An 18,317-nucleotide genomic window follows, 5' to 3' on the forward strand; every position below is an offset into this window, starting at 1 on the left:
GATGAAAGGTTTTGACTACATCGTGGTAGGCGGCGGCAGCGCAGGCTGTATCGTGGCGGCGCGCCTGGTAAAAGAGAGCAACGCCCGGGTGCTGCTGTTAGAGGCCGGCAGCGGCGACTATCATCCGGTGCTGAAGATGCCGGCAGGCTATATGAAATATCTCGCCAGCGATAAATACCTAACTATGCATCAGACCCAGCCGCAGCCGCAGCTCGACGGGCGCGGCGTCATCGTGCCGCAGGCAAAAGTGTTAGGCGGCGGTTCGACGGTGAATGCCATGGTCTATATGCGCGGACACCGGCAGGACTACGCGGAGTGGAACCGCGCGCTGCGCCATACCGGCGTCGACTGGTCCTGGGAAGCGCTGCTGCCCCACTTCACCGCCATTGAAGACAACGACCATCTCGGCGCGCCCGATCACGGCGTCGGCGGCCCGCTGAAAGTATCGCATCTCGGCCATTTCAGTCCGCTCAGCCGGGCCTGGGTGAAAACGATGCAGGCGCTGGGCATCCCCTATACGCCCGACTTCAACACCGGCGACCCGTTCGGCGTCGGCTTTATGCAGCACACCATCGACTGGCGCACCCGCAAGCGCTGCAGCGTGGTCGACGCGTTTATCGCGCCGCTGCGCGACGACAGCCGTCTGGTGATTGAAACCGAGGCGCAGGTTGAGGAGATTCTGTTCGAGGGAACGGAGGCCAGAGGCGTACGCTACCGGCGTCACGGCGTCACCCACCATGCCGAGGCGAGCAAAGAGACGATTCTGGCGGCGGGCGCCTATCAGACGCCGAAGCTGCTGATGCTGTCGGGCGTCGGGCCGCAGGATCACCTGGCGGAACGGGGTATTGCCCTGCGTCACCACCTGCCCGGCGTCGGCCGCAACCTGCAGGATCATTATGAGGTGCCGGTAGTGGCCACCACGCGCGGCGCCTTCGGCTATTACGGTCAGGATCGCGGCTGGCCGATGATCAAAGCGGGCATCGAGTATCTGCTGTTTAAAACCGGCCCGGTAACGACCACCGGCGTGGAAACCTGCGCCTTTTTCGATCCGCTCGATTTTCGCGCGACGCCGACCATCCAGATGTTCTGCGTGCCGACCGTTTATCTCGATCGCGACGTCATGGGCCGGGATCCTGGCCATGGCGTGACGATCAACTCGCTGCTGCTGCGGCCGAAAGCGACCGGCCGCGTCACGCTGCGCGACGCGCATCCCGCCTCCCTGCCGGTTATCGATACGCAAATCTTCGGTCATCCCGACGATCTGGCGCGCACGCTGGCCGGCTTTCATTTTGCGCGCGGCATGATAGCGGCATCGCCGATCGCCGACATGATCGAGCAGGAAATATTTCCCGGTGCCGAGGTCACAGGCGATGAGGCGATCGCCGCGCACTGCAAACGCATGGTGAAAACGGGCTACCATCCGGTCGGCACCTGCCGCATGGGCCACGAACAGGATCCCATGGCCGTGGTGACTGCTGACTTGCGGGTGCGGGGCTTAGGGAAACTTCGGGTGGTGGATGCCTCGGTGATGCCGAATATCATTAGCGGCAACACCAATGCGGCCGTTATGGCGGTGGCTCACCGCGCCGCCGACCTGATTGCGGGGCGCGAACGCGTCGTTGAAGAGACGCGCTGCGTGGAGGTATTGTCATGAGCGAAAGGCTACATACCCTGCAGCGCGCCCTTGCCGAATGGCGGCTGGATGCGCTGCTGCTCACCCGGCGGGACAACATCGCCTGGCTCACCCAGGGCGCCAGCTATTACGTGGTGGAGCGGGCAGAGACCGGCGTCGCCAGCCTGCTGATCTTCCCCGACCGGGTACGGCTGCTGGCGCCGGATAACGAAATGCCCCGCATTCTGGCGGAAGAGCCGCTGCCGTTCGCCTGCGAAATCAGCCGCTATCCCTGGTATGGGTCGCTGGAAATGGCGCTGGCCTCTTGCCGGCCGGCGCGGCTGGGCAGCGACGCGCCGCTCGCCTCGACGGTGAATATGGAATCTCAGCTTCCCCGGCTGCGCCAGGGATTGAATGAGGATGAAAAACAGCGCTTCCGCCAGCTGGGTCGGGAAGCCGCCTGCATCGTCGAAGAGGTGGCGCGCACGCTTCGTCCAGGCATCAGCGAGCGCGAGGTCGAAGCGGCGATCGTCGGACGCTGCCTGGCGTGCGGCATTCGCCCGGTCTGTACCCTGGTAGCGGCTGACGAGCGCATCGCTCTGTATAAACACCCGGTGCCGGGCACGAAACGGCTGGCCAGAAAGATGCTGATCACCCTGGGCGCGGAGCGGCTGGGCCTTAACGTCAGCCTGACCCGGATGGTGCATCTCGGCGAACCTGATGAGGCGCTGAAGCAGCGTATCGGCACGCTGGCCGGGATCCATGCCGATATTCTGCAGGCTATCGCGGTTAACCGGCGCTGGCAGGATTTCTTTGCGCAGATTCAACAGGCCTACCGGCGCCACGGCTGGACGGAGAGCTGGCGCGAGCACCATCAGGGCGGTCCGGCAGGCTACGGCTGTCGCGACTGGATTGTTACGCCGGACACCGCGGGCGCCATTGCGGCCGATACCGCGCATGCCTGGAATCCTACGCTGAGCGGCGTTAAGAGCGAGGATACGCTGCTGGTCACTGAAGAGGGCGTCGAATGGCTGACCCGCAGCGGCGACTGGCCCTTGATCGAGGAAGCCCGCGACGGCCGGCGCTGGCAGCTTGCCGACTGGCTGATTTTACCGTTGTCATTATAAGGAAGCGAAAATGTCAGAACGTTTAAAACAGAAGACCGTCGTCGTAACGGGCGCGGGCAGCGGCATCGGCAGCGCTATCGCCTCGCTCTTCGCCCGGCAAGGCGCGCGCGTCGCGCTGCTTGATTTGACGACGGAGACGACGGAGCCGCTGGCCGCGCAGCTGCAGCAGCAGACAGGCCAGCCGTGCATCGCCTGCGTGGCGGACGTGACCCAGCCGGAACAGGTTGCGGCGGGCGTCCGCCAGGTTGAGGACGCCTTCGGCCATATCGATATCCTGATCAACTGCGCGGGCGTGAATGTCTTTCGCGACGCGCTCGCCCTGACGGACGACGATTGGCAGCGCTGTATCAACGTCAATTTACAGGGGCCCTACAACCTGATACGCAGCGTGCTGCCAGGCATGCTAAAACGCCACTACGGCAATATCGTCAACGTCGCGTCGGTGCACGGACATAAAATCATTCCCGGCGCCTTTCCCTATCCCGTGGCGAAACATGGCCTGATCGGCCTGACCCGCTCGCTGGGTGTGGAGTACGCCAGCCAGGGCATTCGCATCAACAGCATTTCGCCCGGCCTGATCATGACGCCCGCGGCGGAAGCCTGGCTGGCCAGCTGCCCGGACCCGGCGGCGGAACGGCAAAGGCAGCAAAATCTGCTGCCCTGCAAAAGGATCGGCGAACCGGACGAGGTCGCCTATACTGCGCTGTTTTTAGCCTCTGACGAAGCGCGTTTTATCAATGCGACCGACATTGTGATCGACGGCGGCCGCAGCCAGGTCTATCACGATTAAAGGCGCTGGCGCGCTTATCGCACTCTGTCGCCGCCGATAAGGCTCGGCGTCAAAATCATGTGCTGGCTGGCGGTCTCCGGCGCGCTAAGCCGCAGCAGGATGCGCGCCGCTGCCGCGCGGCCCATCTCCCGCGCCGGGCTGCAGACAAAGGTGAGCGGCGGATCGCTCAGATTCGCCTGCGGCTCGTCGCTGAAACCCACCAGCGCCATCTGCTGCGCGTAATAGCTGTCAACCGCGCCCTGACCCAGCGTGCGCCCGCTGCGCAGCAGCGCGAAGTAGCCGCCCAGCGCGGTGGCGGTGTTGGCGGCGATGATGGCCGTCAGCCGCGGATGGCGCTGCAGCAGCTGTGTGGTCGCCTCGGCCGCCGCCTTCTGGCTCTCTTCGCACTCGATAATCCACTCCGGCTTAAAAGGCAGGCCGTACTGTAGCAGCGTGGCGCAGTAGCCGCCGATGCGCTCGGCGCGCGTCAGCGACGCGCCGCTGCCGCCTAGCCAGGCGATATGCTGATGTCCCTGACGAATGAGATATTCCGTCGCCATGCGCGCGCCCAGCGCGTTGTCGGGCCGCAGGCTGTCCGTCCCCTCCAGATAGCTGGCGCGCGAGGCGCAGATCAGCGGCAGCCCGAGCTCGGCGGCGCGCGTCGCCAGCGCCGCGCCGTTGCCCGCATCGCCGCCCAGCACCACGCCGTCGACGCCCTGCGCCACCAGCGACTCGAAGCAGCGCGCCAGATGCTGACCCTGCGCGCCGCTCTGGGTCAGCACCAGCATCTTGTCCTGCGCCTCCAGCGCCTCGCTGAGCCCGGCCGTCATCTCAGCGTAAAAGCGCTGGCTCAAATCCCTGACGATCAGGCCGATTACGCCGCTGGCGCCGCCGCGCAGCGCCGCCGCCGTGCGGTTACGCACATAGCCTGACTGCTCGATCGCCTCGTTGACCCGCGCCGCCGTGGCGGGCGAGATACGGCCTTTGCCGGAAAGCACCAGCGAAACGGTGGTGACGGAGACGCCCGCCGCCTCGGCGACGTCGTTAATGGTGATTTTTTGCTGCGACATGTTGCACGCCCGGGGAAAGCTCTTACATGGCGGTATCATATAGGTAAAACGTTAAACCTGCCGAATAAACTTAACTTTATCGCACCCGTTCACAATGTGACAGGCCGCTCAAAACGCCATGGTAAAACGTTTTATCATCTTTTCACCTCGACTTGCCGTTACTTTCTTTCCAGGAGAAAATATGTCCGCTCCACTTCCGCGCCTGTCGCTCTGGGAGTTCTTTCAGAGCCTGGGCAAGACCTTTATGCTGCCCGTCGCCCTGCTGTCGTTTTGCGGCATTATGCTCGGCATCGGCAGCTCGCTCAGCAGCCGCGACGTGCTGACGCTGATCCCGCTGCTGGACCAGCCGCTGCTGCAGCATCTGTTTGTCTGGATGGCGGCCACCGGCGCCTTCGCCTTCCGCTTTCTGCCGGTGATGTTCGCCATTGCCATCCCACTCGGCATGGCGCGCGAGAATAAAGGCGTTGCCGCCTTCGCCGGGTTTGTCGGCTATACGGTGATGAACCTCAGCACCAACTTCTGGCTCACGATGAAAGGCATTTTACCCACCAGCGATGCTGCGCTGCTGAAGGCCAACAATGTGCAGTCGGTACTGGGCATCCAGGCGATCGACACCGGTATCCTTGGCGCGGTGATTGTCGGCGTGGTGGTTTTCTGGCTGCATGAGCGCTTCCACACTATCCGGCTGCCGGACGCGCTGGCCTTTTTCGGCGGCACGCGCTTCGTTCCCATTATTACTCTGCTGGTCACCGGCCTGCTCGGCCTGGCGGTGCCGCTGATCTGGCCTTTCTTCGCGCGCGGCATCGCCGGGCTCGGCTGGATGATTAACGGCGCAGGCAACTTTGGCCCGATGCTGTTCGGCACCGGCGAACGCCTGCTGCTGCCGTTTGGGTTGCAGCATATTCTGGTGGCGATTATTCGCTTTACCGACGCGGGCGGCACCATGGAGGTATGCGGCAAAAGCGTCAGCGGCGCGCTGACCATTTTCCAGGCGCAGCTCGCCTGCCCGCAAGTGCAAGGCTTTTCGGAAAGCGCCACCCGCTTTCTCTCGCAGGGAAAAATGCCCGCGTTTCTCGGCGGCCTGCCGGGCGCGGCGCTCGCCATCTACCACTGCGCCCGGCCGGAGAATCGCCACAAGATTAAAGGCCTGCTGATTTCCGGCGTGGTGGCCTGCGTGGTCGGCGGCACCACCGAGCCAATCGAGTTCCTGTTTCTGTTTGTCGCGCCGGCGCTCTACCTGCTGCACGCGCTGCTCACCGGGCTCGGCTTTACGCTGATGGCGGTGCTCGGCGTCACCATCGGCAATACTGACGGCAATATCATCGATTTTGTGGTGTTCGGCATCCTGCACGGCCTCGCCACTAAATGGTACTGGGTGCCGGTCGCCGCCGCGCTGTGGTTCGCCGGCTACTATGCACTGTTCCGTTTCGCCATCATTCGCTTCAATATCGCCACGCCAGGGCGTGAAAAAGAGAGCGGCGTCGAGCGGCAGGTGAGCCGCGCCGGCGCGGGCAAATCGGGCTATAACGCGCCCGCTATCCTCGAGGCGCTGGGCGGCGTGGAGAATATCAGTTCGCTGGATAACTGCCTGACCCGCCTGCGCCTGCGCATCGTCGATATGAGCAAAGTCGATGACGCCGCGCTAAAGGCCAACGGCGCCATCGGCGTGGTGCATCTCAGCCCGGTTACGCTGCAGGTGGTGATCGGACCCCAGGTGCAGTCCGTTAAGGAAGAGCTGGCGTCGCTGATGAATGTGACGGTGTAACGCATATGAGAGAACAGTTCGATTTCGACCAGGTTATCGACCGGCGCGGCAGCTACTGCACGCAGTGGGATTTTGTCGCCGATCGCTTTGGCGCGCCGGATCTGCTGCCCTTCACTATTTCGGATATGGATTTCGCCGTCGCGCCCGCTATTCGCGCGGCGCTGCAGCAGCGGCTCGACCACGGCGTGTTCGGCTACAGCCGCTGGCAGCATAGCGACTTTCTCTCGGCGGTCTGCCACTGGATGCAGACGCGATTTCATACAACGCCGGATGAGAGCACGCTGGTCTACGCCCCTTCGGTGATCTATATGGTGGCGCAGATGGTGCGCCGCTGGACCGCGCCAGGCGACGAAGTGCTGATCCACACGCCCGCCTACGACGCCTTTTATGCCTTGTTGACTGCCAGTCAACGCCAGATTCTGACGCAGCCGCTGCAGCGCGACGTCCACGGCTGGCGCTGCGATATGCAGGCGCTGGAGCAGCAGCTCGCCCGGCCGCGCTGCAAAGTGATGCTGCTCTGTAGCCCGCACAACCCCACCGGCAAGGTCTGGACGCGCGACGAGCTGACCCAGATGGCGGCGCTGTGCGAGCGTTATCAGGTCCGCGTGATCAGCGATGAAATCCATATGGATATGGTCATGGCTGATGTTGTGCATTTGCCCTGGAGCGAAGTGGCGTGCAGCGACTGGGCGCTGTTCACCTCGGCATCGAAGAGTTTTAACGTGCCGGCGCTAACCGGCGCATGGGGAATGATTCCCGACCCTGTCGATCGCCAGGCATTGCTGCGCCAGATGAAAGCGGCGGACGGCCTCTCTTCCCCTGCGGTTCTCGCCGTCGCGGCGCACATCGCCGCCTATCGCCACGGTGCGCCCTGGCTCGACGCGCTGCGCGACTATCTGCGGGCGAATATGCAGTGGATAGCGCAGCGGCTCAACGGCGCCTTTCCGCAGCTTGGCTGGCAACCTCCGCAGGCGACCTATCTGGCATGGATCGATCTCAACCCGCTCGGCGTCGACGAGGCGGTGCTGCAGCAGCAGCTTATCCAGCGGCAAAAAGTGGCGATGATGCCCGGCTCGACCTACGGCGACGCAAGCCGGGGCTTTCTGCGTCTTAACGCCGGCTGTCCGCGCAGCAAGCTGGAGGATGGCGTGGGCCGCCTGATCGCCGCGCTGCACGCGCTCGGGGCGTGACAACGGGCGGCTGAACAGCCGCCCTTTCGCTTACTATCCCAGCAGTTGCGGCGCGGGTTGCGCAAAGGGCTCGCTATGTTGCGCAAGTTGTTTCTATAATGGTCTGCACTTTTATTCCTGTCAGAGAGTGCAGCATGTTCGATTCCAGCCTTCCCGTTACCGATATCCATCGCCATCTTGACGGCAACATCCGCGCGCAAACCATTCTGGATTTAGGCCGCCAGTTTAACCTCGCCCTGCCCGCCGCCACGCTGGAAGCGCTGCGTCCCCACGTTCAGGTCGTGGAAAACCAGCCCGATCTGGTGAGCTTTCTGAATAAGCTCGACTGGGGCGTTAAGGTGCTGGGCGATCTCGACGCCTGCCGCCGCATCGCGCTGGAAAATGTCGAAGATGCGGCGCGCGCCGGCATCCACTACGCCGAGCTGCGCTTCTCCCCAGGCTATATGGCGATGAACCATAATCTGCCGGTGGCGGGCGTGGTGGAAGCCGTTATCGACGGGATTAAAGCGGGCTGTCAGAAATATAACGTCGACGTGCGCCTGATCGGCATTATGAGCCGCACCTTCGGCGACGAAGCCTGCCTGCGCGAACTGGAAGGCTTGCTGGCGCACCGCGATCATATCACCGCCGTCGATCTGGCGGGCGACGAGCTGGGCTTTCCCGGCAGCGAGTTCCTGAGCCACTTTACTCAGGCGCGCGACGCCGGTTTCCGCGTCACGGTGCATGCGGGCGAAGCGGCCGGTCCGGAGAGCATCTGGCAGGCGATCCGCGAGCTGGGCGCCGAGCGTATCGGCCACGGCGTGAAGGCGATTGAAGACCGCGCGCTGATGGATTTTCTCGCCGAGCACCGCATCGGCATCGAGTCCTGCCTGACCTCCAATATCCAGACCAGCACCGTCTCCTCGCTGGCGCACCATCCGCTGAAACAGTTCCTGGAGCACGGCATTCTGGCGACTATCAACACCGACGATCCGGCGGTTCAGGGCATTGAGCTGGCGCACGAGTATCAGCACGCCGCGCCCGCCGCCGGGCTGAGCGCCGCGCAGATCCGCCAGGCACAGGAGAACGGTTTGACCATCGCCTTCCTGAGCGACGCCGAGAAAACCGCTATCCGCAATAAAGTGCAGGCGTAAAAAAAGGCCGCGCAGGCGGCCTTATTCGGCAAAAGCCGGCTGCACGCAGCCGGTTGTTTCGTTACTTCAGCGAGAGCGTCTGGCGCTTCTCCGCCGACTGCAGGCCCAGCTCGATCAGCTCCATCACCTGGATCGCCTCTTCCGCCGTCACCGGATTGTTGCCGCGCCCGCTAATCGCGTCGCGCACCGCCGCATAGTAGGCAGGATAGTTGCCCGGCTGCGTCATTAGCGTCTCTTCCTTGACGCCTTCGCCCTCGGCCAGCGTCAGCACGCCGTCGCGCATATCGTAGCCCCAGTCCTCGGCCGGCGGAAAATCGCCCGCCTTCAGCCGATCTTCCTGCGGATCCAGACCATATTTCACGTAGCTGCCGCGCGTGCCGTGCACCACGTAACGTGGCGACTCGGCCGCCACCAGCATGCTGGCATGCAGCACCACGCGACGCTGCGGATAGGTCAGCGTGGCGTGGAAGTAGTCGGTGGTCTGCGCGCCAGGACGCATCTCCGCCATATCGACGTTGATGGCAACCGGCGCGCCGAACAGCTGTAGCGCCTGATCGAGCAGATGCGGCCCCAAATCGTACCAGATGCCGCTGCCGGCGCCTTTCATCTCGCGCCAGCGCTGACGCACTTCCGGGCGGAAACGGTCGAAATGCGATTCAAAATAGCGCACTTCGCCCAGCGTGCCCTCTTTCAGCAGCTGTTTCAGCGTCAGGAAATCGCTGTCCCAGCGGCGGTTATGGAACACGGAAAGCAGCAGGCCTTTGGCCTTCGCCAGCGCTTCCAGCTCGCGCGCCTGTGACAACGTCACGGTAAAGGGCTTATCTACGACCACATGCTTGCCGGCGTTCAGCGCGGCTTTGGCCAGCGGAAAGTGGGTATCGTTGGGCGTCGGGATCACAATCAGCTGCAGCGACGGATCCTCTAACAGCGCCTGAGGATCGGCCACCACTTTTACCTGCGGCCAGTCAGCGTGCACTTTCCCTTCGTCGCTACTGGAGATGGCGGCCAGCTCGACGTCCGGCGTGCCCGCAATCAGCGGCGCGTGAAACGTCTTGCTCGCGAAGCCGTACCCTATCAGTCCAACACGAAGTTTGTCGCTCATTATCACTCCTCTTATTCGCATACCCGACTGATTTAAGACCATAGCGTCGGTTAGAACAAGCAGGAATCCCCCGAAAAATCAGGAGATAGCACTCTGCGCCATCGGCCAAGGCGTTTCCGCGAGCAAGGTATCCTGCGCATCCTGATTGCGACGACGAAAATCGCTGGGGCTGACGCCGACCCGTTTGCGGAACACGCGTGAAAAGTAAAGCTGGTCGTCATAACCTACTTCGCGCCCGACGCTGGCGATCGGCTCCTGCGTGGTTTGCAGCAGCAGCTTGGCGCGGATGACGCGCTGGTCTTCGCGCCAGCGCAACAGATTGACGCCCATCTGTTCGCGGAACAGGTGCGCCAGGCGCGACGGGGACAGGCAGACGTGGCGCGCCACCTCTTCTATCTTCACCTCGCTGGCAAGATGGTTGGTGACGTACTGGCAGGCTTCGATGATGCGCGGGTCGCGCACTTGCTGATGGCTGCGCGGATCTTCCTCTACCGCGCGCAGCAGCAGGCGCTCCAGCAGGTTCATCGCCAGCTCTTCGGCGAAGCGGCGGCCGGAGTTGTGGGTTTGCTCGATGCTGGCGAACAGGCGGTCGAACTCGGTGCGCAGCGTTTCATTAAGATGCAGTCGCCCGACGCCTTCACGCGCGTCCTGCCACTGCAGCCAGTCGTTCCAGTAGGCGCGCGGGCGGAAGTAGACCCAGCGGTGATGCCACTCCGGGCTGTCCGAGGCGCGCCCGTAGTAATGCGGCGTTTTCGGCTGAAACAGCAGCATATCGCCCGGCAGGCAGTCAAAGCCGTTTTCGCCGTCGAACACCCGGCCCTTGCCTTTAATCGTGAGGTTAAGAATGAAGCCTTTCATGCCGTGCGGACGGTCAATAAAAAAATCGAGCGGACCGTCGGCCGCAATCGGCGTCAGCCCGGCGACCAGCCAGGCATTGAAGGGATAACCGGGCAACAGAGGATTTTGCTGCGCCGCTGTGGATTCACGGTGGTACATAACGTCCTCACTCAGTCAGGGTTAAACAGAGCGCGGCGCCGGGGCGCCGCCTCTTTATGCCGTCAGGCTTTATGCTTTTGTTTGTAGCGGTCGAAAATCACCGCCGCTAACAGTATCAGACCACGCACCACGTACTGTGAGAATGGCGAGATATTCAGTAAATTCATCGCATTTTCAACGGTGCCGAGGATCAGCACGCCCGCCACCACATAGGAAATTTTGCCGATGCCGCCCTTCAGCGAGACGCCGCCCAGCACGCAGGCGGAGATCACCACCAGCTCATAGCCCAGCGAGGTCATCGGCTGGCCGCTGGTCATGCGCGAGGCGAGAATAATGCCCGCCGCCGCCGACACCAGCCCGGAGAGAATAAAGATGATGATGCGGGTGCGCACCACCGGCACGCCTGCCAGCCGCGCCGCCTCTTCATTGCCGCCGATCGCCAGCGTGTTGCGGCCAAAGGTGGTTTTGTTGAGCAGGAAGCCGAAAATCAGCATGGTGGCGATGGTGAGCCAGATCGGCGCAGGCACGCCGAGCCAGTTGGCGAAGCCGAGGGTAAAGAAACGTTCATCTTCGATGCCGACCGCCTTGCCGTCGGAGAAGATATAGGCCAGGCCGCGCACGATCTGCATGGTCGCCAGCGTGGTGATCAGGGCGTTGATTTTCAGACGCGCAATCACAAAGCCGTTAACAAAGCCGGTGGCGACGCCGATCAGCAGACCGGCGAAGACGCCGATCCACAGGCTTTCGGTCATGTTGATCACCACCGCGGCGACCACGCCCGCGCAGGCGATCACCGAGGCGACCGACAGGTCGAAATCGCCGGAGGCGAGGCAGAACAGCATGCCGCACGCCACCATGCCCGACATCGACATCGCCAGGCCCAGCCCCTTCATATTGATAAAGGAGCCGAAGTTAGGCACGAACACGGCGCAGGCGACGAACAGCAGCGCGAACACCACCAGCATGCCGAAGTTATCCCAGATACGCCCGAAGCGCATGCCGCTGCGCTGCTGCACCGGCGGCGTACCTGAAGTTGTGGATGAAGACATAATATTTTCCTCTGTCAGGCCACAGCGGCCGCTTGGGTGGTTTTGGGCATCGCCAGGCTCAGCGTCTGCTGCTCCGTGGCGGCGTCATGCAGCAGTTCGCCGGCGATGGCGCCTTCGCGCATCACCACGATGCGGTCGGCCAGGCCCATCACTTCCGGCAGATCGCTGGAGGCGAACAGCACCGCGATGCCTTTGCTCGCCAGCTGATAGATCAGGTTATAGATCTCATGCTTGGCGCCAACGTCGATGCCGCGCGTCGGCTCGTCCAGCAGGATCACCTTCATCTCTTCCGACAGCCAGCGGCCGAGAATCGCCTTCTGCTGGTTGCCGCCGGAGAGATTCATGATCAGCTGCTCGGCGTGAGGCGTTTTGATATTGAGCGAGCGAATATGGCTGTCGGCGTTGCGGGTCTCCCACTGATTTTTAATCAGGCAGCCGGCGGTCAGGTTGTGACGTCGCGCGCTGATATTGATGTTGTCGCGCACCGAGTGCACCGGGATGATCCCTTCGGCTTTGCGATCTTCGGGACAAAGCATTACGCCGGCGCGGATCGCGTCGATCGGCTCGCGCAGTTTCAGCACCTCGCCGTCCAGCAGAATGCGGCCGCCGCGCAGCCGGGTCGCGCCGAAGATGCCCTTCATCAGTTCGCTGCGTCCGGCGCCCACCAGCCCGAACAGGCCGACGATTTCACCGGCGCGCACTTCAAGCGAGACAGGCTCGCGCACGCCCTTCGCCTCGACCTTCTCCAGCACCAGGCGCACCGGCCCGTGCGGACGCGGCGTATAGCCGTAGATATCGCCAAGGTTGCGTCCCACCATCGCCTGCACCAGATCGTCATGATGGGTGTTGGCCATATCGGTAAAGGTGCGCACGTAGCGGCCATCTTTAAATACGGTAATGGCGTCGCTGAGGGCAAAGATCTCCTCCATGCGGTGCGAGACGTAGAGCACCACGCGCCCTTCCGCGCGCAGCTGGCGGATCACGCGGAACAGGTTTTCGATTTCGCGCGCCGACAGCGAGCTGGTTGGCTCGTCAAAGGCGATAATGCGCGCGTTGCGCGCCAGCGCCTTGGCAATCTCCACCATCTGCCACTGGCCGAGGGAGAGATATTTCAGCGGCATATCGGGATCGATATCCATGCCGAGGTTTTTCAGCTGCAGGCCCGCTTCGTAGCGCAGCACCTTGCGGTTCACCAGGCCGCGCTTGTGCGGGATCTGACCGAGGTAGATGTTCTCCGCCACGCTCATCTCCGGCACCAGATGCAGCTCCTGGTAGATAATGGCGACGCCGGCATCCAGCGCCTCGCTGGTATGTTGAAAACTAACCGGCTCGCCTTTAATGCGGATTTCGCCGCCGCTGGGCTGATAGCTGCCGCTGAGAATTTTCAGCAGCGTCGATTTGCCCGCGCCGTTCTCGCCCATCAGGGCGTGCACTTCGCCGCCGCGACAGTCGAACGAGATATCCTGCAGCGCCTTAACGCCGGGAAACGTCTTGCTGATGCCATGAAACGACAGAAAGGTTGGCTCGCTATTCATGGTAACTCCTCTGGTTTACCGTAAAGGTGCCGCCGCGCAGGCGGCGGCACGGTACGCGGGTTTACATCAACCCTTTCTTCGCCAGTTCGGTTTTGAAGTTGTCGCGGGTAATCAGCACCACGTCGGTGACTTCGGTGAATTTCGGCGGCTCAGCCCCTTTGCTCACCCACTCATAAAGCATCTGGCTGCTCTTGTAGCCGTGTACGTCCGGGCTGGGCAGCAGCGAGCCGTAGAAGCCGGTCGCTTTGTCTTTCGACAGTTCGCTGATGGCGTCGACGCCGTTGATGCCGATGCCAATCACGTCCGCCGCCTTAAAGCCCTGGCCTTCGGTGGCGCGCACGCCGCCCAGCACGGTGTTGTCGTTCATGCCGACGATCAGCCAGTGTTTCACTTCCGGATGCTGCACCAGCAGCGAGTTGCCGGCGTCAAACGCGCCAGGAATATCGTTGGATTTGGTCGGCACCTGATAGATCTGCGCCGCCGGGAAGCCGGCCGCTTTCAGCGCATCCATCGATCCGCCGGTGCGGCGGCGCGCGGTATCGAGCTCGTTGGCGGTAATCGCCATCACGCCGGTCTCTTTGGCGTTCCAGCCGCGCTTCTGCATCTCTTTATAGAGTTCCTGCCCCTGACGCTCGCCGATTTTGGTGGCGGCCATCATTACCAGCGGCACGCTGTCCATCGGCTTGCCTTTCGCGTTGACGAACTGGTCGTCGACGGCGATCACCTTCAGATCGTAGCCGCGCGCCTTAGCGACGATAGCGGAGCCGAGTTTGGGATCGGGGGTACAGATAACAAAGCCCTTCGCGCCGCTGGCGGCCAGGCTGTCGATGGCGTTAAGGGTCTTCTCGCCGTCGGGAATGGCGATTTTGATCACTTCAAAGCCTAAATCCTTACCGGCTTTGTCCGCGAATTTCCATTCGGTCTGGAACCAGGGTTCTTCAGGCTGCTTAACGAGAAAACCCAGCTTCATGGTTTCGGCGATAGCGGAATGTGACATAACCGCTGCCAGGCCGATGGCCGCGAACGCTTTAGTGAATTTATGCATGATGCTCTCCGGAGCCAGGGTGTTTTTCCCTGCTGTTAACGAATCGGTGTAAACGCTACCAGTCAATTTTCTTTTTTGGGTACAGATGAAAATCAGCGCGTTAGACGAGCGAATGAGTAAAGCCTGTGCAAACGCTGGGCTAGTTGTAGCGGGAAAGGCGATGAAAAATGTAGAGCGGTATCACACCCTGAAATCACGACAAAATGTTCCATATATTCAGCAATTTTAACCGACCGGTAACTTTTGTCGGCGATCACAAAACTGCTGCCCATGACAGAAAAGTGCATATTCTCAGCGATTGGGGAATAACGTTTCCTGCGCCGCCGCCACAGGATAAGAGTCGATTATTCATAACAGGAGATTTCCGATGCGTGCTGGAGCCATCACTCTGGGCCTCGACTTTGGCAGTGATTCGGTGCGTGCGCTGGCGGTAGACTGCGACAGCGGCAGCGAGCTGAAAACCGCCGTCGTAAACTACTCGCGCTGGCAGCAGGGACTGTACAGCGATCCCCATACCAACCGCTTCCGCCACCATCCGCTGGACTACATCGAGGCGATGGAAAAGGCGCTGCTGGGCGTGCTTGACGCGCTAACGCCTGCGCAACGTGACAGCGTCACGGGAATCGGCGTCGATACCACCGGTTCGACGCCTGCGCCCATTGACCGCGACGGCAACGTGCTGGCGCTGCGTCCCGACTTTGCCGATAACCCCAACGCCATGTTTGTGCTGTGGAAAGATCACACGGCGATTGAAGAGGCGGAAGCGATTAACCAGCTCTGCCGCAGCGGGCGCTTTACCGACTACAGCCGCTATATTGGCGGCATCTACTCGTCTGAGTGGTTCTGGGCGAAAATTCTGCACGTCTCGCGCGCCGACGCCGCGGTGCGCGATGCCGCCGTGTCATGGGTTGAGCTGTGCGACTGGGTGCCGGCGCTGCTGAGCGGCACCACCGCCCCGGCCAGCCTGCGCCGCAGCCGCTGCGCCGCCGGACATAAGGCGCTGTGGCATCCCGACTGGCAGGGACTGCCCGACCCCGACTTTCTTAACGCGCTCGACCCGCTGCTGACCCAGCAGCTTGACTCGCCGCTGTTCCACGACACCTGGACCGCCGATATTCCGGTCGGCACGCTGAGCGCCGACTGGGCGCAGCGGCTCGGCCTGAAGCAGACCGTCACCATCGCCGGCGGCGCGTTCGACTGCCATATGGGCGCCGTCGGCGCAGGCGCGCAGCCCTATACGCTGGTGAAAGTGATCGGCACCTCTACCTGCGACATCCTGATCGCCGATGCAGAACAGGTCGGCGATCGCGCCATTAAAGGCATCTGCGGCCAGGTCGACGGCAGCGTCATGCCGGGCGCCATCGGCTGCGAAGCGGGCCAGTCGGCGTTCGGCGATATTTACGCCTGGTTCAGCCGCCTGCTCGGCTGGCCGCTGCAGCAGGCGGCGGCGCAGCACCCTGAACTTCAGCCGCAGCTGGCTGAGCTGCAGCGCAACCTGATCCGCCAGCTGACCGAAGCCTGGGCTGCCGATCCGCAGCTGGATCATCTGCCGGTGGTGCTCGACTGGTTTAACGGTCGCCGCACCCCCAACGCCAACCAGCGCCTGAAAGGGGTGATCACCGATCTGAATCTCGGCACCGACGCACCCGCGCTGTTCGGCGGCCTGATCGCCGCCACCGCCTTCGGCGCGCGCGCCATTATGGAGTGCTTCGAACAGCAGCAGATCCCGGTCGAGAACATCCTGACGCTGGGCGGCATCGCGCGCAAATCCCCCGCCATCATGCAGGCGTGCTGCGACGTAATGAACCGTCCGCTGGATATCGTCGCCTCCGACGAGTGCTGTGCGCTGGGCGCGGCGATCTTCGCCGCCGTCGCCGCGGGCGTTTACGCCTCGGTGCCCGAGGCGCAGAAAGCGATGGCCAGCCCGATTGCCGTCACGCTACAGCCCGACGCCGCGCGAGTCGCGCGCTATCAGCAGCTTTACGAACGTTATCAACTCTGGTGCGCGGCGGCTGAGCCGCAGTATGCGTCGCGCCCCGCCAACGCTAATTAAGGAGTGGTTTTATGGATCAGTACAACGCGCACAGCGTATGGTTTGTGATTGGCACCCAGCATCTTTACGGCGCGGAAACCCTCCGTCAGGTAGAAGAGCACGCGCGCCAGGTGGTCGACGGCCTCAACGCCTCTTCCGCCTTGCCGTTGAAGTTGGTGATTAAGCCACTGGTAAAATCGCCGGATGAAGCGCTGGCGCTCTGCCGCGACGCCAGCCACGACGACAGCTGCGTCGGCATCATCACCTGGCTGCACACCTTCTCGCCCGCCAAAATGTGGATCGGCGGGCTCAGCGTGCTGAACAAGCCGCTGCTGCAGTTCCATACCCAGTTCAACGCGGAGATCCCGTGGGACAGCATGGATATGGACTTTATGAACCTGAACCAGACCGCGCACGGCGGCCGCGAGTTCGGCTTTATCGGCGCGCGCATGGGGCTGCAGCACAGCGTGATCACCGGCCACTGGCAGGATGCGGCGAGCCAGCAGCGCATCGGCAACTGGATGCGCGCCGCCTTCGCGAAGCAGAGCAGCCAGCAGCTGAAAGTGGCGCGCTTTGGCGACAATATGCGCGAAGTGGCGGTTACCGAAGGGGATAAAGTCGCGGCGCAGATCCAGTTCGGCTACGCGGTCAACGGCTGGGGCGTCGGCGATCTCGTCGAGGTGATTAATCAGGTAAGCGACGGCGAGGTCAACGCGCTGATCGACGAGTATGAAAGCCTCTATCGCTTCAGCGACGTGGCGGCCAGCGGCGGCGAGAAGCGCCAGAACGTGCTTGACGCGGCGCGTATCGAGATCGGCATCAAGCGCTTCCTCGACGACGAGGGCTGCAAAGCCTTCACCACCAATTTCCAGACGCTGCACGGCATGACGCAGCTTCCCGGTCTGGCGGTGCAGCGCCTGATGGGCCAGGGCTACGGTTTCGCTGGCGAAGGCGACTGGAAAACCGCCGCGCTGCTGCGCATTTTCAAAGTGCTGGCGGGCGACCGTCCCGGCGGCACCTCCTTTATGGAGGATTACACCTATCACTTCTCGCCCGGCAACGATCTGGTATTAGGCTCGCATATGCTGGAAGTATGCCCCTCTATCGCCAAAGAGGAGAAGCCGCTGATCGACGTGCAGTTCCTCGGCATCGGCGGCAAAGCGGATCCGGCGCGCCTGATCTTCTCTACTCCGGCCGGCCGCGCGGTCAACGCCAGCGTGATCGATATGGGCGACCGTTTCCGCCTGCTGGTGAATGTGGTAGACGCGATTGAGCAGCCAAAGCCGCTGCCGAAGCTGCCGGTGGCGCGCGCGCTGTGGCGCGCCCAGCCGTCGCTGGCCACCGCGTCGGAGGCCTGGATTCTGGGCGGCGGCGCGCACCATACGGTGTTCAGCCAGGCGCTGACGCTGGAGGATATGTATCTCTACGGCGAGATGAACGACATCGAAGTGCTGGTGATCGACGAGCACACGCGACTGCCGGCGTTTAAAGACGCGCTGCGCTGGAATGAGGTGTATTACCGCTCGAAACGCTAGGTTGAAGTTTGAGAGCAAACAGCGCCGACTTTTAAAGTCGGCGCTGTTGTTTAAGAAAGACCGAGCTGCCCAGTCGGGAAGATGGGCAGTTCCGTGAAGACGGCGTAAATGCATCCCTGGAGCCTCGGCCTCGCCTTACTCGCCCCATCCCTGGGGCTCGCCCGCAAGCGGGCCAACGCTATGCGTTGTTCAAAAACGCTCCCGGCGTTTTTGTCCATGGCTCGGACGCTTCACTCCACTGCCCATCCTCCCTCATTTATGAACCTCTGTGCGGCTTGTTTAAACCGCCATAAAAATGCTCAACCGTGGAAGGGGGTTCTGCCCGAAGAGCAAAGCGTCCGAGCCAGGATGGCGAGG

At 62.5% G+C, this 18,317-nt stretch carries 14 protein-coding genes; 8 read left to right on the forward strand and 6 right to left on the reverse strand.

What is annotated here, in order from left to right; translation table 11 throughout:
• Position 1 precedes the first annotated feature (1 nt).
• The 3 genes from JS46_RS02050 to JS46_RS02060 are packed head-to-tail and all read left to right on the forward strand — an operon-like array spanning position 2 to position 3,529.
• Entirely contained in the window at positions 2–1,654 is a 1,653-nt protein-coding gene (locus JS46_RS02050; RefSeq protein WP_051905547.1) for a GMC family oxidoreductase, read from the forward strand.
• Complete coding sequence (locus JS46_RS02055; protein WP_033747346.1) at positions 1,651–2,739, forward strand: Xaa-Pro peptidase family protein; 1,089 nt, start codon at positions 1,651–1,653, stop codon at positions 2,737–2,739. The genes JS46_RS02050 and JS46_RS02055 overlap by 4 nt, the downstream gene beginning before the upstream one ends.
• A 10-nt stretch (positions 2,740–2,749) precedes the next feature.
• Positions 2,750–3,529 (forward strand): SDR family oxidoreductase, encoded by a 780-nt coding sequence (locus JS46_RS02060; RefSeq protein ID WP_033747348.1) that lies wholly within the window; start codon positions 2,750–2,752, stop codon positions 3,527–3,529.
• Positions 3,530–3,543: 14 nt separating this feature from the next.
• Here JS46_RS02060 and malI read toward each other — a convergent pair whose 3' ends face one another.
• A complete protein-coding gene (gene malI / locus JS46_RS02065; RefSeq protein WP_033747350.1) occupies positions 3,544–4,578 on the reverse strand; it encodes a Mal regulon transcriptional regulator MalI in 1,035 nt (344 codons plus the stop codon).
• 181 nt (positions 4,579–4,759) lie between these two features.
• On the opposite strand from malI, the gene malX reads away from it, so the two are divergent.
• The 3 genes from malX to add all read left to right on the forward strand — a co-directional run bounded on the left by malX (position 4,760) and on the right by add (position 8,666).
• Positions 4,760–6,343: a maltose/glucose-specific PTS transporter subunit IIBC gene (malX, locus tag JS46_RS02070; protein ID WP_033747352.1), complete on the forward strand. Its 1,584-nt coding sequence runs from the start codon at positions 4,760–4,762 to the stop codon at positions 6,341–6,343.
• Positions 6,344–6,348: 5 nt separating this feature from the next.
• Positions 6,349–7,533, forward strand: a complete 1,185-nt coding sequence (locus JS46_RS02075; RefSeq protein WP_033747354.1) for a MalY/PatB family protein — start codon at positions 6,349–6,351, stop codon at positions 7,531–7,533.
• A gap of 134 nt (positions 7,534–7,667) precedes the next feature.
• A complete protein-coding gene (gene add, locus JS46_RS02080; protein WP_033747357.1) occupies positions 7,668–8,666 on the forward strand; it encodes an adenosine deaminase in 999 nt (332 codons plus the stop codon).
• A 61-nt stretch (positions 8,667–8,727) separates the two neighbouring features.
• On the opposite strand, the gene JS46_RS02085 is transcribed toward add, so the two are convergent.
• The 5 genes from JS46_RS02085 to JS46_RS02105 form a co-directional block, all read right to left on the reverse strand.
• Positions 8,728–9,768 carry an oxidoreductase gene (locus JS46_RS02085; RefSeq protein WP_033747359.1) on the reverse strand — a complete coding sequence of 347 codons (1,041 nt, stop codon included), beginning with the start codon at positions 9,766–9,768 and terminating at the stop codon, positions 8,728–8,730.
• A 78-nt stretch (positions 9,769–9,846) separates the two neighbouring features.
• Complete coding sequence (gene araC / locus JS46_RS02090; RefSeq protein ID WP_033747360.1) at positions 9,847–10,764, reverse strand: arabinose operon transcriptional regulator AraC; 918 nt, start codon at positions 10,762–10,764, stop codon at positions 9,847–9,849.
• Positions 10,765–10,826: 62 nt separating this feature from the next.
• Entirely contained in the window at positions 10,827–11,813 is a 987-nt protein-coding gene (gene araH, locus JS46_RS02095; protein WP_033747362.1) for an L-arabinose ABC transporter permease AraH, read from the reverse strand.
• A 14-nt stretch (positions 11,814–11,827) separates the two neighbouring features.
• Positions 11,828–13,348: an L-arabinose ABC transporter ATP-binding protein AraG gene (gene araG / locus JS46_RS02100; protein ID WP_033747363.1), complete on the reverse strand. Its 1,521-nt coding sequence runs from the start codon at positions 13,346–13,348 to the stop codon at positions 11,828–11,830.
• Positions 13,349–13,409: 61 nt separating this feature from the next.
• The gene (locus JS46_RS02105; RefSeq protein WP_033747366.1) at positions 13,410–14,393 is read right to left on the reverse strand and encodes an arabinose ABC transporter substrate-binding protein; all 984 of its coding nucleotides are present in this window, start codon (positions 14,391–14,393) and stop codon (positions 13,410–13,412) included.
• Between the two features lie 367 nt (positions 14,394–14,760).
• On the opposite strand from JS46_RS02105, the gene JS46_RS02110 reads away from it, so the two are divergent.
• A complete protein-coding gene (locus JS46_RS02110) occupies positions 14,761–16,446 on the forward strand; it encodes a ribulokinase (RefSeq protein ID WP_033747369.1) in 1,686 nt (561 codons plus the stop codon).
• An 11-nt stretch (positions 16,447–16,457) separates the two neighbouring features.
• Entirely contained in the window at positions 16,458–17,960 is a 1,503-nt protein-coding gene (gene araA, locus JS46_RS02115; RefSeq protein WP_033747372.1) for an L-arabinose isomerase, read from the forward strand.
• Positions 17,961–18,317 lie beyond the last annotated feature (357 nt).

This window comes from Pantoea sp. NGS-ED-1003, assembly GCF_000738765.1.
Lineage (GTDB): Bacteria > Pseudomonadota > Gammaproteobacteria > Enterobacterales > Enterobacteriaceae > Pantoea > Pantoea septica.